Below are 22,714 nucleotides of genomic sequence, written 5' to 3'. Positions count from 1 at the left end.
TCATGCTCCTTGGGCATGGGACGGGGTCTCTGCGGCCGGGCTCGAAGGGCTCGCCGGACCTGTGGGAGAGGTCCGCCCCTCGGTGGCCGGTTCGGCGGCGGAGGTCCCGCCCCCGCGTGCACGCCAGGCGTCACGCAGCATTTCGTGCCACCGCGGGCGCTTACGCGGCGGGACATGGTCCACGCCACCCGGCGACCACGGATTGCACCGGAGGATGCGCCAGGCCGTGAGCGCCGTGCCCTTGAGGGCACCGTGCCGGTCAATGGCCGTGTAGCCGTAGTGGGAACACGACGGGTAGTACCTGCACACCGGTCCCAGCAGCGGACTGATCGTCCACTGGTAGATCTTGATCAGAACCAGCAGCGGGTACTTCATCGCGCGCCCCCTCCCAGCAGCCGCCGCAGGGCGGCATCCAGGTCTCGGGCCAGTTGTACATGGTCGGCGTCACCCGCACCGGGCAGCGCTCGTACGACTACCAGGCTACCGGGGGGCAACTGGTCCACTCGCTCACGCATCAGATGGCGAAGCCTGCGCTTCACCTTGTTGCGCACCACCGCACCACCCACGGCCTTGCTCACGACGAAACCCGCACACGACGGGGGAGCGCTCTCCCCAGGCGCATGCGGGTCCGTGGCACCGCTACGAAGATGGACGACGAGATGCCGGCTTCCTGCCCGGCGCCCTCGTCGTACTGCGGTCGCGAAGTCCTCGCGCCGCCTCAGCCGGTTCTCGGTGGGCAGCACGACGGCATGACCTGACCGGGATCAGGCGGACAGACGGGCGCGACCCTTGCTACGGCGGGACGCGAGAATCGCGCGGCCGGCACGGGTGCGCATACGCAGCCGGAAGCCGTGGGTCTTGGCGCGACGACGGTTGTTCGGCTGGAAGGTGCGCTTGCTCACTCGGGGGCTCCAGAAAGACTCGGTGTTTGCGGGGTGCCGTCCTGGCTGTCACCGTGCGCCCACGAGTAGCTCGCGTTACGCCCGAGTGCACCGCTGACCGATCACCTTGCGCGATCTGTGCCCATCGGAGGCAGGCGGCAGCAGCCATCGACAACTCGACCTGGTCACGGTACGCGCGGCTGCGCCATTCGGTCAAACCGGCGACGACTGAGGGACACTTGTCCACAGCCTGGGGACAACAACTTGAACCGTACCGGCCGCGCTGACTACCGTGGCTTGACTCCGGTTCGTTCCCTTGACGAGTCGTTTCCTTAATCCCCCCACCACCCGATTCACATCCCGACCCGTCCTCCGCATCACACGATCGAAGGACCTGTGAGAGAGCGTGCCCTGTGGCTGACGTACCTGCCGATCTTGCCGCAGTGTGGCCACGTGTACTGGAGCAGCTCCTCGGGGAGGGCCGCGGACAGGGGGTCGAGGGCAAGGACGAGCACTGGATCCGGCGCTGCCAGCCGCTGGCACTCGTCGCCGACACCGCGCTGCTCGCCGTACCCAACGAGTTCGCGAAGGGCGTGCTCGAGGGCCGCCTCGCCCCCGTCGTCAGCGAAAGCCTGAGCCGCGAGTGCGGACGCCCGATCCGTATCGCGATCACCGTCGACGACACCGTCGGCGAGCCCTCGCCCCCGCCGGCGCCCCGCCCCCAGCCGCGCTACGAGGAGCCCGAGCTCCCGGCCGTCCGCCAGGAACGCCCTGAGCGCCCCGATCACCTGGAGCGGTCCGACCGGCCGGACCGGCAGGAGCGCGAACCGTACGAGGGATACGACGGCTACGAGAGCTACGGCCGCCGCCGTACCGACCAGCAGCAGGGCCCCTCCGGTGACCAGCTGCCCACCGCCCGCCCCGCCTACCCGTCGGAGTACCAGCGCCCGGAGCCCGGCGGCTGGCCGCGGCCGGCGCAGGAGGAGTACGGCTGGCAGCAGCAGCGCCTCGGCTTCCCGGAACGGGACCCGTACGCCACACCCCCGCAGGACGCCTACGGCTCCCAGGACTCGTACGGCTCGCAGGACGGCTACAGCGGCGGCCCGCCCGCGCAGGACTACCGTCCGCAGCCCATGGACCGGCCGTCCTACGACCAGCAGCGATCCGACTACGACACCTCACGCGGCGACTACGACCAGCGTGACGCCAGGCGCCGTGAGCTGCCCGATCCGCCCGCCGGATCCGGGCACGTCCACCGCGGCGGCCCGGTGGGCCCGAACCTGCCCACCACCGGCGCGCCCGGCCCGCTGGCGGCACAGCCGGCACCGGCGGCCGGCCCCGGTGAGCCGACCGCGCGGCTGAACCCGAAGTACCTCTTCGACACGTTCGTCATCGGCGCGTCCAACCGCTTCGCGCACGCGGCCGCGGTCGCCGTCGCCGAGGCACCGGCGAAGGCCTACAACCCGCTGTTCATCTACGGGGAGTCCGGGCTCGGCAAGACCCATCTGCTGCACGCGATCGGACACTACGCGCGGAGCCTGTACCCCGGCACGCGCGTGCGGTACGTGAGCTCGGAGGAGTTCACCAACGAGTTCATCAACTCCATCCGCGACGGCAAGGGCGACAGCTTCCGCAAGCGGTACCGCGAGATGGACATCCTGCTCGTCGACGACATCCAGTTCCTGGCGGACAAGGAGTCGACGCAGGAGGAGTTCTTCCACACCTTCAACACGCTCCACAACGCCAACAAGCAGATCGTGCTCTCCAGCGACCGGCCGCCCAAGCAGCTGGTCACGCTGGAGGACCGGCTGCGGAACCGTTTCGAGTGGGGTCTGATCACCGACGTCCAGCCGCCGGAGCTGGAGACCCGCATCGCGATCCTGCGCAAGAAGGCGGTGCAGGAACAGCTCAACGCCCCGCCGGAGGTGCTGGAATTCATCGCCTCCCGGATCTCGCGGAACATCCGTGAGCTGGAGGGCGCGCTGATCCGGGTGACGGCGTTCGCCTCGCTCAACCGGCAGCCGGTGGACCTGGGCCTGACGGAGATCGTCCTCAAGGACCTGATGCCCGGCGGCGACGACTCGACGCCGGAGATCACTTCGACGGCCATCATGGGCGCCACGGCCGACTACTTCGGCCTCGCGGTCGAGGACCTGTGCGGCAGCTCCCGGGGCCGGCAACTGGTGACGGCCCGCCAGATCGCCATGTACCTGTGCCGTGAGCTGACGGACCTGTCGCTGCCGAAGATCGGCGCGCTGTTCGGCGGCCGTGACCACACCACGGTGATGCACGCCGACCGGAAGATCCGCAATCTGATGGCCGAGCGGCGCTCCATCTACAACCAGGTCACCGAGCTCACCAACCGCATCAAGGCCGGCTGAGGGCGGCCCACAGACCGGACGGTCCTTCGTCGAGGGCGCCCCTGGAGCGATCCGGGGGCGCCTTTTCGTGTCCCGGAGCGGTCCGAGGGAGCCCTCTTCGTCTCCCCGAGCGGTCTGAGGGTGCCCTCTTCGTCTCCTGGAGCACCTCGCCTCCTCGTGGAGCACCTCGGCGCTGTTCGATTCCGAAGCCGGGTTACGGCCTTCTTCCACAGATTCGGTGACTTTTTCCCGTCCACATCCTGGGGACCGGGAAGTTGTCCCGATCTTGTCCACAGGGCAGCCTGTCCAGGAGTCATCGGGCCAGTTCAGCGGGGTGTGGATACGTGGAAAAGCGATCTCCACAGGCTGTGGAAAAACTGGAGGTCCGCAACCTGTGCACCGAGTTGTCCACGGGCAACCCACAGGCTGGAGGCGGTTGTCCCCAGTGATCGCCCAGTTCTCCACATGGCTGTCCACTGTTCGGCAACACGACGCACTCTCTCACCGTGGCGAGTGAAAGGCGTCACACCGACCCGTCGAAGGGGCCTGTGGGAAAGAGCCTCAAACCTGGGGACGAAGCTGGGGAGAACTCGCCCCTCCCTGTGTACGGGATGTGCAGAACTTTCCGTTCTCCACAGAGACGCCCAGTTGTCCACGGCCTCCACCCACAGGACCGGTGGACAAAATCCCCGACCTGACCTGCGCAAACGAGGTTATCCACGGTATCCACAGGCCCTACTACTACTCCCAACTAGAGAGAGCGAGGAATCCGTTTCGAAGGAGGCCCTGTGCACAACTCGGTGTCTCGGCCCCGACTGCCACTCGTCACGACTTGACCCCGAGGGGCACCTACTGTCAGTGCGGTGCGTCAGACTGTTCCCGGTGTCCTTCCCCTCACCGGGGCCGACGACACCGAGTCAGACGACGAAAGCCAGGCAGGGCGAGAAGCGCCGGCAACAGCAGGAGGCGGCAACAGTGAAGATCCGGGTGGAACGCGACGTACTCGCGGAGGCAGTGGCCTGGGCGGCACGCAGCCTCCCGGCCCGTCCGCCGGCCCCTGTCCTCGCCGGCCTGCTCCTGAAGGCCGAGGACGGCCAGCTGAGCCTGTCCAGCTTCGACTACGAGGTCTCCGCGCGGGTGTCGGTGGAGGCGGAGGTCGAGGAGGAGGGCACGGTCCTCGTCTCGGGGCGGCTGCTGGCCGACATCTCCCGCGCCCTCCCCAACCGGCCGGTGGAGATTTCCACAGACGGTGTACGGGCGACGGTGGTCTGCGGCTCCTCGCGGTTCACCCTCCACACACTGCCTGTGGAGGAATACCCGGCCCTGCCGCAGATGCCGAACGCGACGGGCACGGTCCCCGGCGAGGTCTTCGCCTCCGCCGTGCAGCAGGTCGCCATCGCGGCCGGCCGTGACGACACGCTGCCCGTCCTCACCGGTGTGCGCATCGAGATCGAGGGCGACACCGTCACGCTGGCCTCCACCGACCGCTACCGCTTCGCGGTCCGCGAGTTCCTGTGGAAGCCGGAGAACCCGGAGGTCTCCGCGGTCGCCCTGGTGCCCGCCAAGACGCTCCAGGACACCGCCAAGGCACTGACCAGCGGTGACCAGGTGATCCTGGCGCTGTCCGGCTCGGGTGCGGGCGAGGGCCTGATCGGCTTCGAGGGGGCCGGCCGCCGTACCACCACGCGTCTGCTGGAGGGCGACCTCCCGAAGTACCGCACGCTGTTCCCGACCGAGTTCAACAGCGTCGCCGTGATCGAGACCGCCCCCTTCGTGGAGGCCGTCAAGCGCGTGGCCCTGGTCGCCGAGCGCAACACCCCGGTGCGGCTGAGCTTCGAGCAGGGCGTGCTCATCCTGGAGGCCGGTTCCAGCGACGACGCACAGGCTGTGGAAAGGGTCGACGCCCAGTTGGAGGGCGACGACATCTCGATCGCCTTCAACCCGACGTTCCTGCTGGACGGCCTGAGCGCCATCGACTCCCCGGTGGCCCAGCTGTCCTTCACCACGTCCACCAAGCCGGCGCTGCTCAGCGGCCGTCCGGCGGTGGACGCGGAGGCGGACGACGCCTACAAGTACCTGATCATGCCGGTGCGGCTCAGCGGCTGAGGTGCGCCCGCCGCGGCGGCTGCCGGGGGTGTGGGGATCGTCTCCCACACGACCGCGGTATGCCGGTGCGGCTCAGCGGCTGACCGGCGTCCCGAGCAAAGCCGCAGGTGAGGGCAGCGCATGAGCGCGTATGCCCACAGATGTGCGCGGGCGTCCGGGTTTAGGCTCGGACGCCGGCACGTACGTGCCGTCACGCCACGTCGCATACCTAAGGATCACAACTGATGGAGCTCGGTCTCGTCGGCCTCGGCAAGATGGGCGGCAACATGCGCGAGCGGATCCGCCGCGCAGGCCACACCGTCCTCGGATACGACCGCAACCCGGACCTCGCCGATGTCCACAGCCTGCGGGAGCTTGTGGACAAGCTCAGCGGCCCCCGTGTGGTGTGGGTGATGGTTCCGGCGGGCGGGCCGACCCAGTCCACGATCGACGAGCTCGCCGAGCTGCTCGAGCCGGGTGACGTCGTCGTGGACGGCGGCAACTCCCGCTGGACGGACGACGAGAAGCACGCCGAGGAGCTGGCGGCCAAGGGCATCGGCTTCGTCGACTGCGGCGTCTCGGGCGGCGTCTGGGGCCTGGAGAACGGTTACGCGCTGATGTACGGCGGCGACAAGGAGAACGTCGCCAAGGTGCAGCCGGTGTTCGACGCCCTCAAGCCGGAGGGCGACTTCGGCTCGGTGCACGCGGGCAAGGTCGGCGCGGGCCACTTCGCGAAGATGGTCCACAACGGCATCGAGTACGCCATGATGCAGGCCTACGCCGAGGGCTGGGAGCTCCTGGAGAAGGTCGACTCGGTGACCGACGTCCGGGAGGTGTTCCGCTCCTGGCAGGAGGGCACCGTCATCCGTTCCTGGCTGCTCGACCTCGCGGTGAACGCCCTGGACGAGGACGAGCACCTGGACGGGCTCCGGGGTTTTGCACAGGACTCCGGTGAGGGACGCTGGACGGTGGAGGCCGCCATCGACAACGCGGTCCCGCTGCCGGCGATCACCGCCTCGCTGTTCGCGCGGTTCGCCTCCCGGCAGGAGGACTCGCCGCAGATGAAGATGATCGCGGCGCTGCGGAACCAGTTCGGCGGCCACGCGGTCGAGAAGAAGTAGTCCACAGGGCACGTCCCGTACCCACAGGACCGTATCCACAGGACCGTTTCCGCGGTCCGCGACGCCAGGGGAGGTCGGCGGAACGACCATGCACGTCACGCATCTGTCGCTGGCCGACTTCCGGTCCTATCCCCGGGTCGAGGTATCGCTCGACCCGGGGGTGACGGCCTTCGTCGGGCCCAACGGGCAGGGCAAGACGAACCTGGTCGAGGCGGTCGGCTACCTCGCCACCCTCGGCAGCCACCGGGTCTCCTCCGACGCCCCGCTGGTCCGCATGGGCGCCGACCGCGCGATCGTCCGGGCCCAGGTCCGTCAGGGCGAGCGGCAGCAGCTCGTCGAGCTGGAGCTGAACCCGGGCCGCGCCAACCGCGCCCGCATCAACAGGTCCTCGCAGGTCAGGCCCCGGGACGTGCTGGGGATCGTGCGCACGGTGCTGTTCGCGCCCGAGGACCTCGCCCTGATCAAGGGCGACCCCGGTGAGCGGCGCCGGTTCCTGGACGAGCTGATCACCGCGCGCTCCCCGCGCATGGCCGGTGTCCGCTCCGACTACGACCGGGTGCTCAAGCAGCGCAACACCCTGCTGAAGTCGGCCGCGCTGGCGCGCCGGCACGGCGGCCGCACCATGGACCTGTCCACGCTCGACGTCTGGGACCAGCACCTCGCGCGTGCGGGCGCCGAGCTTCTGGCGCAGCGGCTGGACCTGATCGCCACGCTCCAGCCGTTGGCCGACAAGGCGTACGAGCAGCTCGCGCCCGGTGGCGGGCCGGTCGCCCTGGAGTACAGGCCGTCCGCGCCCGGTGAGGCCCACACGCGTGAGGATCTCTTCGAGCAGCTGATGGCCGCGCTCGCCGAGGCGCGCAAGCAGGAGATCGAGCGGGGCGTCACCCTGGTCGGTCCGCATCGTGACGACCTGTTGCTCAAGCTGGGGCAGTTGCCCGCCAAGGGCTACGCCTCCCACGGCGAGTCCTGGTCGTACGCGCTGGCGCTCCGGCTGGCCTCCTACGACCTGTTGCGCGCGGAGGGCAACGAGCCGGTGCTGGTGCTCGACGACGTCTTCGCCGAGCTGGACGCGCGGCGGCGCGAGCGGCTGGCCGAGCTGGTGGCGCCCGGCGAGCAGGTTCTGGTGACCGCGGCGGTCGACGACGACGTACCCCATGTGCTGGCGGGCGCGCGGTTCGCGGTGTCCGAGGGGACGGTGGAGCGCGTATGACCGAGCAGGGCACGCCCGGAAGCGGTGCCGGGAAGGCCCCCGAGCCGTCCGGTGTCGACCTCGCGCGCGTGGCGTTGCGCGCGGCCAGGGAGGCGGCACGCGCGCGTGGGGACGCGGCGCAGCAGCGGAAGCAGGTGCGGCGCGGCGGCCTGCGCTCCGGTGCGCGTGCCGACCGGCGTGATCCGATGGCGCTGGGTCCGGCGATCAGCCGGCTGCTCAGCGAGCGTGGCTGGGAGGCCCCGGCCGCGGTGGGCGGCGTGATGGGGCGCTGGCCGGAGATCGTCGGCGAGGACGTGGCCAAGCACTGTGAGCCGGAGCGGTACGACGAGGACGAGCGGGTGCTGGTCGTGCGCTGCGACTCCACGGCGTGGGCGACGAATCTGCGGCTGCTCGCGCCGACCCTGGTCGCGCGTCTGAACGAGGACCTCGGGCATGGCACCGTGCGGCTGATCAAGGTCGTCGGCCCCGGTGGTCCGGTCCGTCGCTTCGGGCCTCTGCGGGCCCCCGGAAGCACGGGTCCCGGGGACACGTACGGGTGATCGGGCGCCCGTTTCGGGCCCTTCAGCCCTACGTGATGGACATCACAGTACGCGTCTCGGCGGTGCTGTCCGGCCGCTGATGCCCGTTTCGTCGCGGCATCGCACACGGTTGCGAATCGCCACCTGACTCCTAAGTAGCCAAGGGTTGACGGCCCGAAGCGCTGAGTGCCCTTGTGGGGCTCTTGGAGCCCCCATCCGCATATCGGGAGTCGGGCGAGACCGGTTGAGGGCGGCACATGCGGACTCAGGTACCGGCAAACCCCCATCGATGTCAGTGCTACCGGTAGAATGGAAGACAATCCCGCCCCGAACGTGGGGACCGCCCGGGAAAAGCTGAGCAACGCTGATCAAGGCTTACCAACGCAACATGCCGCAGCCGCTCCGGCAACCTGCCGACGAGCCCGGCTCGTGCTGTGCCAGAAAGGGCGCTTCGTGGCCGATTCCGGCAACCCCAACGAGAACATCCCGTCCACCGACACCGGCGTCAGCGACGCGGCGAGCGCCCCGACCGGCGAGGGTTCCACGTCGTACGACGCGAGTGCCATCACCGTCCTCGAGGGCCTGGACGCGGTCCGTAAGCGACCCGGTATGTACATCGGGTCGACCGGCGAGCGGGGACTGCACCACCTGGTGCAGGAGGTCGTCGACAACTCGGTCGACGAGGCGCTGGCCGGCCACGCGGACACCATCGACGTCACGATCCTGGCGGACGGCGGCGTCCGCGTCGTCGACAACGGCCGCGGCATCCCGGTGGGCATCGTCCCCTCCGAGGGCAAGCCCGCCGTCGAGGTCGTACTGACCGTGCTGCACGCGGGCGGCAAGTTCGGCGGCGGCGGTTACGCGGTCTCCGGCGGTCTGCACGGCGTGGGCGTCTCCGTGGTCAACGCGCTGTCGACGCGCGTCGCCGTCGAGGTCAGGACCGACGGTTACCGCTGGACGCAGGAGTACAAGCTGGGTGTCCCCACCGCGCCCCTCGCCCGGCACGAGGCCACCGAGGAGACCGGGACGTCGGTCACCTTCTGGGCCGACGGCGACATCTTCGAGACCACCGACTACTCCTTCGAGACGCTCTCCCGGCGCTTCCAGGAGATGGCGTTCCTCAACAAGGGCCTGCGCATCAACCTCACCGACGAGCGCGAGTCGGCGAAGGCCACCGCCGGTGCGGACGAGGCGGGCGAGGACGAGAAGCACGAGGTCAAGACCGTCTCGTACCACTACGAGGGCGGCATCGTCGACTTCGTGAAGTACCTCAACTCCCGCAAGGGAGAGATGGTGCACCCCACCGTGATCGACCTCGAGGCCGAGGACAAGGACAGGCATCTGTCCCTCGAGATCGCGATGCAGTGGAACAGCGGTTACACCGAGGGTGTGTACTCCTTCGCCAACATCATCCACACCCACGAGGGCGGTACGCACGAAGAGGGCTTCCGCGCGGCGCTCACCTCGCTCATCAACAAGTACGCGCGGGACAAGAAGCTGCTGCGGGAGAAGGACGACAACCTCACGGGTGACGACATCCGCGAGGGTCTGACCGCGATCATCTCGGTCAAGCTGAGCGAGCCGCAGTTCGAGGGCCAGACCAAGACCAAGCTGGGCAACACCGAGGTGAAGACCTTCGTCCAGAAGGTCGTCTACGAGCACCTCAACGACTGGCTGGACCGCAACCCCAACGAGGCCGCGGACATCATCCGCAAGGGCATCGCGGCGGCCACCGCGCGCGTGGCGGCCCGCAAGGCGCGTGACCTGACCCGCCGCAAGGGCCTGCTGGAGTCGGCGTCACTGCCGGGCAAGCTGTCCGACTGCCAGTCGAACGACCCCACCAAGTGCGAGATCTTCATCGTCGAGGGTGACTCCGCGGGCGGTTCGGCCAAGTCCGGCCGCAACCCGCAGTACCAGGCGATCCTCCCGATCCGCGGCAAGATCCTCAACGTCGAGAAGGCGCGCATCGACCGGATCCTGCAGAACCAGGAGATCCAGGCGATGATCTCCGCGTTCGGCACCGGTGTGCACGAGGACTTCGACATCGAGAAGCTCCGCTATCACAAGATCATCCTGATGGCGGACGCCGACGTCGACGGCCAGCACATCAACACCCTGCTGCTGACCTTCCTGTTCCGCTTCATGCGGCCGCTGGTCGAGGCTGGACACGTGTACCTGTCCCGCCCTCCGCTCTACAAGATCAAATGGGGCCGGGACGACTTCGAGTACGCGTACTCCGACCGCGAGCGCGACGCGCTGATCGAGATGGGCCGCAACGCCGGCAAGCGCGTCCGCGAGGACTCCGTCCAGCGCTTCAAGGGTCTCGGTGAGATGAACGCCGAGGAGCTGCGCGTCACCACGATGGACCAGGAGCACCGGGTTCTCGGCCAGGTCACCCTGGACGACGCCGCCCAGGCCGACGACCTGTTCTCGGTTCTCATGGGCGAGGACGTCGAAGCCCGCCGCGCGTTCATCCAGCGCAACGCCAAGGACGTCCGCTTCCTCGACATCTGAGTCGGTCTCAGCTGACCGCACCAGGAAGGACCTTCACCAGCAATGACCGACGAGAACACTCCTGTGACGACGCCCGAGGGCGACGCCCTGGCCATGCGCGTCGAGCCCGTCGGGCTCGAGACGGAGATGCAGCGCTCGTACCTCGACTACGCGATGTCCGTCATCGTCTCGCGTGCGCTGCCGGACGTCCGTGACGGCCTCAAGCCCGTGCACCGCCGCGTGCTGTACGCCATGTACGACGGCGGCTACCGCCCCGAGCGCGGCTTCTACAAGTGCGCCCGCGTCGTCGGCGACGTCATGGGCAACTACCACCCGCACGGCGACAGCTCCATCTACGACGCCCTGGTGCGCCTCGCCCAGCCCTGGTCGATGCGGATGCCGCTCGTCGACTCCAACGGCAACTTCGGCTCGCCGGGCAACGACCCGGCGGCGGCCATGCGCTACACCGAGTGCAAGATGGCGCCGCTGTCGATGGAGATGGTCCGCGACATCGACGAGGAGACCGTCGACTTCACGGACAACTACGACGGCCGTTCCCAGGAGCCGACCGTCCTGCCGGCCCGCTTCCCGAACCTGCTGATCAACGGCTCGGCCGGTATCGCGGTCGGCATGGCGACCAACATCCCGCCGCACAACCTGCGGGAGGTCGCGGCCGGCGCCCAGTGGTACCTGGAGAACTTCGAGTCCTCGCACGAGGAGCTGCTGGACGCGCTCATCGAGCGCATCAAGGGCCCCGACTTCCCGACCGGCGCCCTGGTGGTCGGCCGCAAGGGCATCGAGGAGGCGTACCGCACGGGCCGCGGCTCGATCACCATGCGCGCGGTGGTCGAGGTCGAGGAGATCCAGAACCGCCAGTGCCTGGTGGTCACGGAGCTGCCCTACCAGACCAACCCCGACAACCTCGCGCAGAAGATCGCCGACCTGGTGAAGGACGGCAAGATCGGCGGCATCGCGGACGTCCGTGACGAGACGTCGTCCCGGACCGGCCAGCGCCTGGTCATCGTGCTGAAGCGGGACGCGGTCGCCAAGGTCGTCCTGAACAACCTCTACAAGCACACCGACCTGCAGACCAACTTCGGCGCCAACATGCTGGCGCTGGTCGACGGCGTGCCGCGCACGCTCTCGCTGGACGCGTTCATCCGGCACTGGGTGAACCACCAGATCGAGGTCATCGTCCGCCGTACGCGCTTCAGGCTGCGCAAGGCCGAGGAGCGGGCGCACATCCTGCGCGGCCTGCTGAAGGCCCTGGACGCCATCGACGAGGTCATCGCGCTGATCCGGCGCAGTGACACCGTGGAGATCGCGCGCGGGGGCCTGATGGACCTCCTGGAGATCGACGACATCCAGGCCAACGCCATCCTCGAGATGCAGCTGCGCCGGCTGGCCGCCCTGGAGCGCCAGAAGATCGTCCAGGAGCACGACGAACTCCAGGCGAAGATCAACGAGTACAACGAGATCCTCGCCTCCCCAGTCCGCCAGCGCGGCATCGTCAGCCAGGAGCTGGCCGCGCTCGTCGAGAAGTACGGCGACGACCGCAAGACGAAGCTGATCCCCTACGAGGGCGACATGTCCATCGAGGACCTGATCGCCGAGGAGGACATCGTCGTCACGGTCACGCGCGGCGGCTACATCAAGCGCACCAAGACCGACGACTACCGGGCCCAGAAGCGCGGCGGCAAGGGCGTACGCGGCACGAAGCTCAAGGAAGACGACATCGTCAACCACTTCTTCGTGTCCACCACCCACCACTGGCTGCTGTTCTTCACCAACAAGGGCCGGGTCTACCGGGTGAAGGCCTACGAGCTGCCCGACGCCGGCCGGGACGCGCGCGGACAGCACGTGGCGAACCTGCTGGCCTTCCAGCCGGACGAGACGATCGCCCAGATCCGCGCGATCCGCGACTACGAGGCGATGCCCTACCTGGTCCTGGCCACCAAGGCGGGCCTGGTGAAGAAGACGCCGCTGAAGGACTACGACTCCCCGCGCTCGGGCGGTGTGATCGCGATCAACCTGCGGGAGCAGGAGGACGGTTCCGACGACGAACTGATCGGCGCCGAACTCGTCTCGTCCGACGACGATCTGCTGCTGATCAGCAAGAAGGCGCAGTCGATCAGGTTCACGGCGACCGACGACACGCTCCGCCCCATGGGCCGTGCGACCTCGGGCGTCAAGGGCATGAGTTTCCGCGAAGGGGACGAGCTGCTCTCGATGAATGTTGTCCGACCCGGTACGTTCGTGTTCACTGCCACAGACGGCGGGTACGCGAAGCGGACCGCAGTCGACGAGTACCGCGTCCAGGGGCGTGGCGGTCTCGGCATCAAGGCTGCCAAGATCGTCGAGGACCGCGGCACCCTCGTCGGCGCGCTGGTGGTCGAGGAGACCGACGAGATCCTCGCCATCACGCTGTCGGGCGGTGTGATTCGTACGCGAGTCAACGAGATCAGGGAAACCGGCCGTGACACCATGGGCGTCCAACTGATCAATCTGGGCAAGCGCGATGCCGTGGTCGGCATCGCCCGTAACGCCGAGGCTGGACGCGAGGCGGAGGAAGTCGACGGCGACGTGGCCGTGGACGGGGCCGCCGACGGGGACGCGACCGCCGGCACGGACGAGGGTGAGGCGCCCTCGTCCGAGTAGCACGAGGAGTGAGTCAGCGTGAGCGGAGCCACGGGCGCCGGACCGACCGGTACCAACAGGGGAACGGACGGCAGCGGCCGTGGCTCCGCCGCGCCGACGGCCGATCCGCACACGACCAATCTCAAAGCGATCAAGGCGCCCGTCAAGGGCGCCTCCTCGTCCAGCAGGCAGGGATCCCAGGGGGGGACCGTGACGGACACCCGAGGCCCGCAGCAGGCCGCGCCCGAGCAGGGCGCCGCCGCTCAGACGGCCTCACCACTGCCGGGGGAACGGCAGTCGCAGCAGCAGGCGGGCCCGTACCACCCGCCGCAGGCCTACCCGGCGCAGGCCGGTACGGCGGCCGGCCAGACCGGCGCGGTACGACGTCCCCGCACGGGGGCGCGCACCACCCCGCGCGTGCGCAAGGCGCGTCTGCGGGTGTCGAAGGCCGACCCGTGGTCGGTGATGAAGGTCAGCTTCCTGCTCTCCATCGCGCTCGGCATCTGCACGATCGTCGCGTCCGCGGTGCTGTGGATGGTCATGGACGCCATGGGCGTGTTCTCGACGGTCGGCAGCACGATCTCCGAGGCGACCGGCTCCAACGAGTCGAACGGCTTCGACCTCCAGTCGTTCCTGTCGCTGCCCAACGTCCTGATGTTCACGACGGTCATCGCGGTCATCGACGTCGTCCTGGCGACGGCGCTGGCGACGCTCGGCGCGTTCATCTACAACCTCTCCGCGGGTTTCGTGGGCGGTGTCGAGCTGACGCTGGCCGAGGACGAGTGAGCTGCTCACAGCGGTCTCCCCGCCCGTTCTGAGGGCCCCGCGACAACCGATTTTGGGACTGCCCCGGTCGTGCGCTAATCTTCAGGAGTCAGCGCGCGGGACACACACCGCAGAGCGCGGCGGGGCTATAGCTCAGTTGGTTAGAGCGCATCCCTGATAAGGATGAGGCCACAGGTTCAAATCCTGTTAGCCCCACCAGCGAGAAGACCCCCAGCCGGTACCGGCTGGGGGTCTTCGGTATTCACGGGGCGCATCAGCCGGCGGGCGGCGCCCGGGAACCTGCCTGGAGGGGCGGGATCCGGACGGCGACCGGCACCCGTCCCCTGCCGTGGACAGCGAAGAAGACCCCGGTCGGATGTCGACCGGGGTCTTCTGGTGTCGGCTCGGGCCGTGGTGCCGTACGCGAGTTCGCCAGGACTCGGGGAGGCGGCGACGGCGCGAGGAGGGGCGGCGGAGGCCCGGGGATCAGCGCTGGAGGGGGATGCGGCCGGCGGCGGGTTCCGTGCGGGGGGACGTCGTGTCGTCGGAGCAGTCCGCGGAGCCGGACTCCGCCGTCGTGTCCGAGAGCGGACGGTGCCGGCAACTGGGAGACTTGCCGTGGGCCTCGGCGTGGATGCGCTGTTTCATCGTGGGGGGCAGGGCCCTGGCCAGTGACCGGGGCCGCAGGGGCGTCGTCGGCGCCGACATGTTCGGGGTGCTGTCGCTGTTGCGCGTCTTGTCGGTCTGCGGTACGGCCGCGGAAGCGGTCGTGGTGATGAGTCCGAGCGCCGTGCACAGCGCGAGGAAGGCGGTGACGATGGCGTTCCACAGCTTCATGACCTTGTTCCGGGCCATGGCCCCTCACTTTCGGGTTGGGCGATTTGCGTACTTTCCTCATGATGTGTATGGGGCTCGCTAAGTGGTGGACCGACGCTCGTGGCGCGTGGATGTTCAGATGAACACCACACGGATGGGCGCATGGGCGGAGAAAAGATGCAGAGGCGGCGGAAAGACTGCCAAAGTGACCGTCCGTGCGGATGTGGTCACCCTCCGGCCGGATCGCCGTACTCCGCTTCTACTGCGCCGTTCCGGAGGGCAGTTGGTGGAGCCGACGCAGGTCACCGATCGGTATCGACCGGTGTGTATAGTCGGGCGGCAGAGGTCCCCTACGTCAAGGAAAGACGAGGTCGCGCGGTGAAGAAGCTTCTCCTGGTCGCACTGGCCGCCATCGGCGGGCTCCTCGTGTACCGCCAGATCCAGGCGGATCGCGCCGAGCAGGATCTGTGGACGGAGGCGACTGACTCCGTGCCCACGGGTTCGTGAGTACCGACATCCGACGCTGAACAGACCCCGGCCGCCCACGCGGTCGGGGTTTTGTGTGTGCCGGGGACTTGTCGCAGGGCCTCGTCCGCGGGGCAGGATGTGGGCGCGGTGCGACGTCCGGGCGACGACGAGGGGTGGCGCGTGAGGGGACGGCGGGGCAGGACCCGGGCTGGGCGCGTCAGCCCCCCGGCCGGCGGACGCGCGGGCGTGGTGACGCTCGCGTCCGTGACGGTGCTGGCGCTGGCCGGTGTGCTGCCGGGGCGGGCGGCCGTCGCGGACGAGACCGCCGACGACACCGGGGCCTATGCCTTCGCCGAGGACGCGCGGAGGATCGACGGCACCGCGAGCACCGCGGACGCCATGGAGCTGAAGCCCGGCCGCACCTACCGGAGCACCCTCCCGGCGAGCGGCGCGGTCCACTACCGCCTCGAACTCGACGCCACCACGAGCACGTACGTCTCCGCCACCGCCGCGCCCCCGGCCGGCCGCACCGCCTCCGTCATCGACGGGGTCAAGGTGTCCGTGCAGGACGGCGAGGGCCGCTCCTGCGACGTGGACACGGCGAGCTTCGGCACCGCCGGCAGCCGGCATCCGGTCGCCGCGTGGGCCATGCGGGAGATCTCCCCCGGGAGATCACTCTGCCAGGAGGCCGGTACGTACTACCTGAGCGTCGAACGCGTCGACCCGGACGGGGAGGGCTCCTCCCCCGGCCCCTGGGAGATGGAGCTCACCGCGGTGGCGGAACCCCCTGTGGAGCAGGCCGGTGCGCCGAGCGCGCCGAAGGAGTGGAACTCCGCCCCGCCCCAGCCCTTCACCGGGAAGCCCGAACGGCGCTCCGGAGGCGCGGGCTTCTCCCGGGCCACCCCCGTCGGCCAGGGGGTCTGGCGGGACGACATCCGCCCCGGCCAGACACTCTTCTACAAGGTCCCCGTCGACTGGGGCCGGCAGCTCCACGCCACCGCCGAACTGGGCGGTTCGGGCAAGGGCGTCAGAGGCTATACCGCCGCCGCGCTGGACCTGGACCTCTACAACCCCGTACGCGGTCGCGTCGTGGACGTGGGCGTCGGCTACGACGGCAGCCGGAAGGCGGAGAGCCTCGCACCCCTCCCGCCGGTCCTGTACGCCAACCGGCACGCCGGCGGCCGCCAGACCGGGGCGATGCGGTTCGCCGGCTCCTACTACCTCGTCGCGCACCTCTCGGCCGCGGTGGCGGACGACTTCGGCGACGGGCCCGTCCCGCTGACGCTGCGGGTACGGCTGGACGGTGCGGCACAGGACGGGCCCGGATACGCGGGGGAGTCCGTGCCGCCGGACGTCTTCACGGTCACGGAGGAGGACCGGGAGGCGGCGGCCGGGGGCGAGGACGCGGGCGACGACACCACCTTCCGGGCGCTCGCCGTGGGCGGCATCGGCACGGGCACCGCACTGCTGGCGGGGCTCGGTGTGTGGACGCTGGCGGCCCGGCGACGGGCCGTTCCGTAGGCCGTGGACAGCCCGGACAGCGGCGGTCAGAGACGCGTGAGGGCCCAGAACCCCACGGCGTAGCAGGCCAGGGCCAGAAGCAGCAGGGGAACGGCCACCCGTGCCGGAGGACCGGGGCGCCGGCTGCGCCGGCGATGGGTCCGGGGGGCGGTGGGCCCGCCCTGTGACCGTGCCTCGCCCGCGGGCGGGGCCTGGGCGGTGTACTCCGCGGTGGAGGCGTCGGGCCGCGCGGCCGGCCGCGGCAGGGGGGAGCGCAGCCGGTGAGTGGGGTCGTGGGGGAACACGGACGGTACGGCGTCGGCCGGCCGGTGCCGCACAGGCACCCGGGGCGCCTGCTCGGGGGGCGGCGGAGCGGGCGCGGGGGAGGAGGTGAGCATGGCCCGGGGCGGCGGCAGGGGGAAGCTCCCGGTGTCCGACATGCCGGGCGGTCGCGGGGAGGCGCCGGACGCGGTGCCCGGACGCGGATCGGCGGGTACGACGCCTCCGCCCCCGTCCGGGCCCGCACCGTGCTCACCCGAGCCGGTTCCGGCGTTCGTGCCGGCGCCCGCCGCCGTGGCCGGCCGGACGGATCCGGGGCCGGCGGTGCCGCCCGTGTCCCGGACGGATCCGGGGCCGGTCGTACCGCCGGAGGCGTCCGCGCCGCCCGCGCCCCCGATGGACCCGGAACCGGTCGGAGAACCCCGCTCCTCCCGCGGGACCGTACGCACCACGCCCGAAGCCCGCTTCAGCGGACCGTCCGCGGCGAACCCCGGCGGCAAGGGGCCCAGTTGGTCGAAGATCTCGATCAGTTCGTCGTCGGGGCCGGGCTCCGGAAGGAGCTCCGCGGCGGCCGCGAGCGCCTTCCGCGCCCCCGTGGCCGTACGGAACCGCGCCTGTGGATCCGGCTGGAGCAGCGAGGCCACCACCTGCCACAGCGGCTCGGGGACGCCCTGGGGCGCACCGGGCGTCCCGTGGTCGGCGAAGTACTGGATGAGGGCCTTGGCGTCCGGCTTGGCGCCCTCCAGCAGGTACAGCGCCACCAGGCCCACGGCGAACAGGTCGGCGGGGAAGTCCGGTTCGGAGCCCATCAGCTGCTCCGGCGCGAGATAACCCGGCGTGCCCACCACCAGGTTGGTCTCGGTCAGCCGGGGCTCACCCAGCCGCATCGCGATGCCGAAGTCCGACAGCCGCAACCGCGGCCTGCCCGTGCCGGTGGCCTCCAGGAGCACGTTGGCGGGCTTGATGTCACGGTGCACGACATCCTCCGCGTGCACCGCGGCGAGCCCCGCCAGCAACTGGTCGAGCAGGGTGCAGACGAAGGCCGGCGGCAGCGGGCCGTAGTCACCGACCAGGTGGACCAGCGAACCGCCGGCGACCAGGTCCATGGTGAACAGGACCTGGTCGTCGTCGGCGGCCCAGCTCGTGGGCGCCAGGACATGAGGATGATCGATCCGCAGCGCCTGCTCGCGCACGAAACGGAGCAGGGAGTGGGCGTCGCTCTGCAGCAGCACCTTGGCGGCCACATAACGGCGGCGGCGGTGGTCCCAGGCGCGCCAGACGGCACCGACACCCCCGCGCCCGATCGGATCGACCAGTTCGTACCGGCCGGCGAAGACCTCACCCATCGCTGTGCGTCGCCCCTCCCCTGCGGTGTCCCCCGTCTTCCCCGCGTCCCCGCCGGCCGGATCCCCCTCCGGCCGCCGGGCGGGGAATCAGTTCTGGTGGGACTGGTAGTGCGTGACCGCGTCGGAGGTGCGGCCCGCGCCGTAGACCCGGAGGAACTCTGCCAGTTCGGGGTGCGTGGGGGCGAGGGTGTCGGCGGCCTCGATGATGTCGCCGGCGGCGGCCACCGAACGCAACAGGGACTGGATCTCACGGACCACCCGCTTGACCGTGGGCGCTCCCGAACCGCTCGTCGTCTGCGTGGTGTTGCTGAGCACCGAGCCCCCCTGGGACCTCTTGATCTCGTCCATGCGCTCGGTCGCCTCGGCCGCGCTCACACTGCCGTCGGCGACCTGCCCCGCCAGGTCCTGCAGCAGCTGCACCCGCTGCACCACGGCGGGATTTCCGATCTTCGCCCGCTGGCCGCTCATCAGCTGCGACAGCATCGGTGCGGACAGTCCCAGAACCCCCGCGAGACGAGCCTGGTTGAGGCCCAGGTCGTCTATGAGCCTACGGAAGAGCGCCCCCAGCGGCTCCCCGTACCAGTTCCGCTGCAGTTCCCGCGCTCTTGCGGTGGCTTCCTGCTGTGCGGCGTCCATTGCGTCTCCCCATCGCTTCCCCAAGAACCGTGGTTCGCTGTAGCGAACCACGTCCGAGCATCTTACGGAGAGTGGTCGGTCACGGGGACCCCCAATCTTTTTGCGGAATCCCCGGGGGGACCCGGTACTCTGGTCCCAGGCGCCCACCGGGATGCGGTTCTCGCAGGTGGACGCTTTCCTCCGGGGCCTTAGCTCAGTTGGTAGAGCGCTGTCTTTGCATGGCAGATGTCAGGGGTTCGACTCCCCTAGGCTCCACAATCGAACCCCTCCCACCTGCGGAAACGCGGTGGGAGGGGTTCCTTGTTTCACGTGAAACGGCGCGGTGGGGCAGGAGACGTCCAAGTCTCCTGCCCCACCGCGACGTTGACGCCGCCGCGCGTCAGGTCTGGTCGTCGCGCCGGGCGGCCTCCTCCTCGGCCTCCTTGGCCTCGACCTCCGGGTCGAGCGTGGCCCCGCTGCTGCCGTCCACCGGCGTCAGCCTGGCCGACCCCGACGGCACATCCGTCGCGGCCGGCGGCTCCACCAGCCAGTCCGGGTTGGCCTGCTTGTCCCACCACTTCCAGGCGGCGAAGGCACCGCCCGCCACGGCGCCCAGGATCAGGACCATCCTCGCGGCACGGCCGGTCTTCGCCCGCCGCTGCTGCTTGCGGACCAGCTTCTGGATCTGCCGCGCCGGAACCTGGCCGCGCAGCGCGATCAGCGCCGCCGCGCCACGGGCCGCGGCCTCTTCCGTCATGGGGCCGGCGGCGGCCACCGCCTGCTCGATCCTCGGACGGGAGTAGTCCGCTGCCTGCCGGGCGACCTTGCGGGTGCGGTCGGCGGCCTGGTGGGCGGCCAGGTCGACCTTCGGTGGCACATGCGTCCGGGCCTGCTCCAGATACGGCTGCACATGGGCGCCGTACTGGACGCGGGCCTGGCCTGCGGCCTGCGTCACCATGGGCGCGAGCCGTACGCGGGCCTCCTGCGCGTAGTGCGCGGCCCTGACCTTGGCCGTGTCGGCGTAGGGCGCCACCGCTTCCGCGGCGTGCAGCACGCTGTCCTTCGCCGAACCGGTCGCGGCGCGCACGCTGTCGATGCGGGTCACGGGTTCCTCCTCCTCGGTGGCGTACGGTATTTCGACTTTCCACCCTTTTACGGATCATGCCTGCCGGGTCACTGCGCGGCATGCGCGGACGGGCATCCGGGTGCCGATGAACGTGATCGGTGGTGATATCGACTGTGATAGCGGATGAATCCGGGCAACAGGAGCTTGTCGTCGACAATGCCACGGATCGCCGCCATGTGCCCCCGGCGCGGGACCGCCCACCCGGTTCCGCGCAAGGGGAACGGCCCGGTCCGTCACCTGTGAGCGGACGCCGGGCGACTGCGCGCCCTGTCCGTGCGAGGATCAGGGAGTCACGGAAAGACAACGGAAGGCACATCGTGGCTGAGCAGCTCAACGCCACCCTCAAGACCAACCACGGCGACATCCAGGTCCGGCTCTTCCCGAACCAGGCGCCGGTCACGGTCAAGAACTTCGTCGAGCTCGCCAAGGGCGAGCGGGAGTGGACCCACCCGCAGACCGGTGCGAAGACCACGGACAAGCTCTATGACGGTACGGTCTTCCACCGGGTGATCAGCGGTTTCATGATCCAGGGCGGGGACCCGCTGGGCAACGGCACCGGTGGTCCCGGTTACCAGTTCGAGGACGAGTTCCACCCGGACCTGCGCTTCGACAAGCCCTACCTGCTGGCGATGGCCAACGCCGGGCCGGGCACCAACGGCTCGCAGTTCTTCATCACCGTTGCGCCGACGGCCTGGCTGAACCGCAAGCACACCATCTTCGGTGAGGTCGCCGACGCCGCCAGCCAGAAGGTCGTCGACGCCATCGCGGCCACGCAGACCAACCCGCGCACCGACCGCCCGGTGAACGACGTCGTGATCGAGTCGGTCGTGATCGGCGAGATCACCAAGGGCTGACACCCCGTCCCCGGAGTACGAAAGCCCCCGAAGGGAACCAAACGCCCCGCTCATCCGTAAGGATGGGCGGGGCGGGGCTTTTCCACACGACCTAGGGGATCCCATGGACGACCAGGCAGCCGGCACTCCGCAGGACGCCCAGCGCGTCCCCGTCTGCTATCGCCACCCGGACCGCGAGACCGGCATCCGCTGCACCCGGTGCGAGCGGCCGATCTGCCCCGAGTGCATGGTCGACGCCTCGGTCGGGTTCCAGTGCCCGGAGTGCGTCCGCAAGGGATCGGGCACAGGCCACGCGCCGACGGCCTCCCTGCCCCGCACGCTCGCCGGTGGAGCCGTCGCCGCCGATCCCCGGCTGCTGACCAAGATCCTCCTCGGGATCAACCTCGCGGTGTTCATCGCCGTACAGGTCCGGTCGTCCCTGCTGGACCACCTCGTGCTGGTCGGCGTCTGGCCGCCGGCGCCGTTCCTCCCCACCGAGGGGGTGGCCGAGGGCGAGTGGTACCGCCTGTTCACCTCGATGTTCACGCATGAGGAGATCTGGCACATCGGCTTCAACATGCTCGGTCTGTGGTGGCTCGGCGGACCGCTGGAGCAGGCTCTCGGCCGCGTCCGCTATCTGGCGCTCTATCTGATCTCGGGCCTGGCGGGCAGTGCGCTGACGTATCTGCTGGCCGCGGGGACCACGGCCTCGCTCGGCGCGTCCGGCGCGATCTTCGGGCTGTTCGGCGCGACCGCCGTACTGATGCGCCGGCTCAACTACGACATGCGGCCGGTCATCGCCCTGCTGGTGATCAACGTGATCATCACGTTCGGCTGGGGCAACATCGCCTGGCAGGCCCATGTCGGCGGGCTCGTCGCCGGTGTCGTGATCGGGTATGCCATGGTGCACGCTCCGCGCGAGCGGCGGTCGCTGGTGCAGTACGGCACCTGTGCGTTGGTGCTGGCCGTGGTCGTCCTGATGACCCTGCTGAGGACGGCGCAGCTCACCTGAGCATCGGGTTTGTCCACAGTCGGTGGCGGATCTTGTGCACAGGGTGCCCTGAAGGCTGTGTGCTGGGTGATCGACCAGCGTTTCCGCAGCTCAGACAGTGTGCGAACAGATTTTCGGTTACTGGTATTTCTGTCACACCGGCGTCAAGGTCCCGAAAGTTATCCACAGATCGGGTCTCCTATCCACATGTGGACAAGGGTTGTGGATAACTCAGAGGACAACCCTGCCCAGAGCTGATGGACAGCCCTGGGCAGGGGAGCGCTCACCGTGCGGTGAGCGTTACTTCCACTGGGTGGAGACGCCGAACCCGGCGGCGATGAACCCGAAGCCCACCACGATGTTCCAGTTGCCCAGGGCGTCGATGGGCAGCGAACCGTCGGTGACGTAGAAGACGACGATCCAGGCCAGGCCGATGAGGAACATGGCCAGCATCACCGGCGCGACCCAGGCACGGTTGGTCAGCTTGAGCGCGGTCGTCTGCTTCGCCGGCGGCGGCGTGTAGTCGGCCTTCTTGCGGATACGTGACTTCGGCACGAGGGTCTCTCCTGTCGATGCGCTGCGTGGCCGCGCAGGGAACTGGGTCGGGCTCGGGGCAGCGTACAAGGGGACTCCGAGCACTCCCCCGGGCGTCCGTTAGCGTAGTGCTTCC

The 22,714-nt window shown here is 69.6% G+C and carries 20 protein-coding genes and 2 tRNA genes; 14 read left to right on the top strand and 8 right to left on the bottom strand.

The window, feature by feature from the left end; all coding sequences use genetic code 11:
- From yidD to rpmH, 3 genes are read right to left on the bottom strand one after another with little or no spacing between them, the layout of a single operon-like run.
- Complete coding sequence (gene yidD / locus IH50_RS39325) at nucleotides 1-375, bottom strand: membrane protein insertion efficiency factor YidD (protein WP_078913828.1); 375 nt, start codon at nucleotides 373-375, stop codon at nucleotides 1-3.
- Nucleotides 372-743: a ribonuclease P protein component gene (rnpA, locus tag IH50_RS39320; RefSeq protein ID WP_078913827.1), complete on the bottom strand. Its 372-nt coding sequence runs from the start codon at nucleotides 741-743 to the stop codon at nucleotides 372-374. The genes yidD and rnpA overlap by 4 nt, the downstream gene beginning before the upstream one ends.
- A gap of 21 nt (nucleotides 744-764) precedes the next feature.
- Nucleotides 765-902 (bottom strand): 50S ribosomal protein L34, encoded by a 138-nt coding sequence (rpmH, locus tag IH50_RS39315; RefSeq protein ID WP_003956500.1) that lies wholly within the window; start codon nucleotides 900-902, stop codon nucleotides 765-767.
- A 392-nt stretch (nucleotides 903-1,294) separates the two neighbouring features.
- Between rpmH and dnaA the strand changes: the two genes are divergently transcribed.
- The 9 genes from dnaA (at nucleotide 1,295) to IH50_RS0103380 (ending at nucleotide 14,289) form a co-directional block, all read left to right on the top strand.
- Nucleotides 1,295-3,262, top strand: a complete 1,968-nt coding sequence (gene dnaA, locus IH50_RS0103420; protein WP_078913826.1) for a chromosomal replication initiator protein DnaA — start codon at nucleotides 1,295-1,297, stop codon at nucleotides 3,260-3,262.
- A gap of 954 nt (nucleotides 3,263-4,216) precedes the next feature.
- A complete protein-coding gene (dnaN, locus tag IH50_RS0103415) occupies nucleotides 4,217-5,347 on the top strand; it encodes a DNA polymerase III subunit beta (RefSeq protein WP_030857039.1) in 1,131 nt (376 codons plus the stop codon).
- Between the two features lie 224 nt (nucleotides 5,348-5,571).
- Complete coding sequence (gene gnd / locus IH50_RS0103410; protein ID WP_030857037.1) at nucleotides 5,572-6,447, top strand: phosphogluconate dehydrogenase (NAD(+)-dependent, decarboxylating); 876 nt, start codon at nucleotides 5,572-5,574, stop codon at nucleotides 6,445-6,447.
- An 88-nt stretch (nucleotides 6,448-6,535) separates the two neighbouring features.
- Nucleotides 6,536-7,657 carry a DNA replication/repair protein RecF gene (gene recF / locus IH50_RS0103405; RefSeq protein ID WP_030857035.1) on the top strand — a complete coding sequence of 374 codons (1,122 nt, stop codon included), beginning with the start codon at nucleotides 6,536-6,538 and terminating at the stop codon, nucleotides 7,655-7,657.
- Nucleotides 7,654-8,196, top strand: a complete 543-nt coding sequence (locus IH50_RS0103400; RefSeq protein WP_030857033.1) for a DUF721 domain-containing protein — start codon at nucleotides 7,654-7,656, stop codon at nucleotides 8,194-8,196. Before recF ends, IH50_RS0103400 begins: the two co-directional genes overlap by 4 nt.
- A gap of 432 nt (nucleotides 8,197-8,628) precedes the next feature.
- Nucleotides 8,629-10,689: a DNA topoisomerase (ATP-hydrolyzing) subunit B gene (gyrB, locus tag IH50_RS0103395; RefSeq protein WP_199822033.1), complete on the top strand. Its 2,061-nt coding sequence runs from the start codon at nucleotides 8,629-8,631 to the stop codon at nucleotides 10,687-10,689.
- Nucleotides 10,690-10,731: 42 nt separating this feature from the next.
- Entirely contained in the window at nucleotides 10,732-13,326 is a 2,595-nt protein-coding gene (gene gyrA, locus IH50_RS0103390; protein ID WP_030857028.1) for a DNA gyrase subunit A, read from the top strand.
- An 18-nt stretch (nucleotides 13,327-13,344) separates the two neighbouring features.
- Nucleotides 13,345-14,091: a DUF3566 domain-containing protein gene (locus tag IH50_RS0103385; protein ID WP_030857026.1), complete on the top strand. Its 747-nt coding sequence runs from the start codon at nucleotides 13,345-13,347 to the stop codon at nucleotides 14,089-14,091.
- 121 nt (nucleotides 14,092-14,212) lie between these two features.
- Nucleotides 14,213-14,289: transfer RNA gene (locus IH50_RS0103380), tRNA-Ile, on the top strand.
- Between the two features lie 267 nt (nucleotides 14,290-14,556).
- On the opposite strand, the gene IH50_RS0103375 is transcribed toward IH50_RS0103380, so the two are convergent.
- Entirely contained in the window at nucleotides 14,557-14,925 is a 369-nt protein-coding gene (locus IH50_RS0103375; RefSeq protein ID WP_030857024.1) for a DUF6344 domain-containing protein, read from the bottom strand.
- Between the two features lie 339 nt (nucleotides 14,926-15,264).
- Here IH50_RS0103375 and IH50_RS39300 point away from each other — a divergent pair, with 339 nt between their 5' ends.
- Both IH50_RS39300 and IH50_RS0103365 read left to right on the top strand, forming a co-directional pair.
- Nucleotides 15,265-15,393: a DLW-39 family protein gene (locus tag IH50_RS39300; RefSeq protein WP_003999697.1), complete on the top strand. Its 129-nt coding sequence runs from the start codon at nucleotides 15,265-15,267 to the stop codon at nucleotides 15,391-15,393.
- Between the two features lie 210 nt (nucleotides 15,394-15,603).
- Nucleotides 15,604-16,875, top strand: a complete 1,272-nt coding sequence (locus IH50_RS0103365) for a hypothetical protein (RefSeq protein ID WP_234328078.1) — start codon at nucleotides 15,604-15,606, stop codon at nucleotides 16,873-16,875.
- 26 nt (nucleotides 16,876-16,901) lie between these two features.
- Here the strand turns inward: IH50_RS0103365 and IH50_RS0103360 are convergent, their stop codons facing one another.
- A complete protein-coding gene (locus IH50_RS0103360; RefSeq protein ID WP_030857022.1) occupies nucleotides 16,902-18,479 on the bottom strand; it encodes a serine/threonine-protein kinase in 1,578 nt (525 codons plus the stop codon).
- Nucleotides 18,480-18,566: 87 nt separating this feature from the next.
- A complete protein-coding gene (locus IH50_RS0103355; protein WP_030857021.1) occupies nucleotides 18,567-19,115 on the bottom strand; it encodes a helix-turn-helix domain-containing protein in 549 nt (182 codons plus the stop codon).
- A gap of 182 nt (nucleotides 19,116-19,297) precedes the next feature.
- Between IH50_RS0103355 and IH50_RS0103350 the strand changes: the two genes are divergently transcribed.
- A tRNA-Ala gene (locus tag IH50_RS0103350) sits at nucleotides 19,298-19,370 on the top strand.
- 124 nt (nucleotides 19,371-19,494) lie between these two features.
- Here IH50_RS0103350 and IH50_RS0103345 read toward each other — a convergent pair.
- Nucleotides 19,495-20,199: a DUF5324 family protein gene (locus IH50_RS0103345; RefSeq protein WP_030857020.1), complete on the bottom strand. Its 705-nt coding sequence runs from the start codon at nucleotides 20,197-20,199 to the stop codon at nucleotides 19,495-19,497.
- Between the two features lie 338 nt (nucleotides 20,200-20,537).
- Here IH50_RS0103345 and IH50_RS0103340 point away from each other — a divergent pair, with 338 nt between their 5' ends.
- Together IH50_RS0103340 and IH50_RS0103335 are read left to right on the top strand one after the other, a co-directional pair.
- Nucleotides 20,538-21,074: a peptidylprolyl isomerase gene (locus tag IH50_RS0103340; protein WP_030857019.1), complete on the top strand. Its 537-nt coding sequence runs from the start codon at nucleotides 20,538-20,540 to the stop codon at nucleotides 21,072-21,074.
- A gap of 103 nt (nucleotides 21,075-21,177) precedes the next feature.
- A complete protein-coding gene (locus IH50_RS0103335) occupies nucleotides 21,178-22,065 on the top strand; it encodes a rhomboid family intramembrane serine protease (protein ID WP_030857017.1) in 888 nt (295 codons plus the stop codon).
- A 279-nt stretch (nucleotides 22,066-22,344) separates the two neighbouring features.
- Here IH50_RS0103335 and crgA read toward each other — a convergent pair whose 3' ends face one another.
- Entirely contained in the window at nucleotides 22,345-22,599 is a 255-nt protein-coding gene (gene crgA, locus IH50_RS0103330) for a cell division protein CrgA (protein ID WP_030857015.1), read from the bottom strand.
- Nucleotides 22,600-22,714 lie beyond the last annotated feature (115 nt).

Origin of the sequence: Streptomyces sp. NRRL S-37 (assembly GCF_000721605.1) — a bacterium.
Taxonomy (GTDB): domain Bacteria; phylum Actinomycetota; class Actinomycetes; order Streptomycetales; family Streptomycetaceae; genus Streptomyces.
Note: the sequence above shows the minus strand (reverse complement) of the source record. Positions and strands in the feature narration are given on the sequence as shown.

Coding starts and splice junctions, on each gene's coding strand:
- gnd (WP_030857037.1), top strand. CDS start 5,572: ATGGAGCTCGGTCTCGTCGGCCTCGGCAAGATGGGCGGCAACATGCGC.
- recF (WP_030857035.1), top strand. CDS start 6,536: ATGCACGTCACGCATCTGTCGCTGGCCGACTTCCGGTCCTATCCCCGG.
- IH50_RS0103355 (WP_030857021.1), bottom strand. CDS start 19,115: ATGGACGCCGCACAGCAGGAAGCCACCGCAAGAGCGCGGGAACTGCAG.
- IH50_RS0103360 (WP_030857022.1), bottom strand. CDS start 18,479: ATGGGTGAGGTCTTCGCCGGCCGGTACGAACTGGTCGATCCGATCGGG.
- IH50_RS0103375 (WP_030857024.1), bottom strand. CDS start 14,925: ATGGCCCGGAACAAGGTCATGAAGCTGTGGAACGCCATCGTCACCGCC.
- gyrA (WP_030857028.1), top strand. CDS start 10,732: ATGACCGACGAGAACACTCCTGTGACGACGCCCGAGGGCGACGCCCTG.
- IH50_RS0103335 (WP_030857017.1), top strand. CDS start 21,178: ATGGACGACCAGGCAGCCGGCACTCCGCAGGACGCCCAGCGCGTCCCC.
- IH50_RS0103400 (WP_030857033.1), top strand. CDS start 7,654: ATGACCGAGCAGGGCACGCCCGGAAGCGGTGCCGGGAAGGCCCCCGAG.
- yidD (WP_078913828.1), bottom strand. CDS start 375: ATGAAGTACCCGCTGCTGGTTCTGATCAAGATCTACCAGTGGACGATC.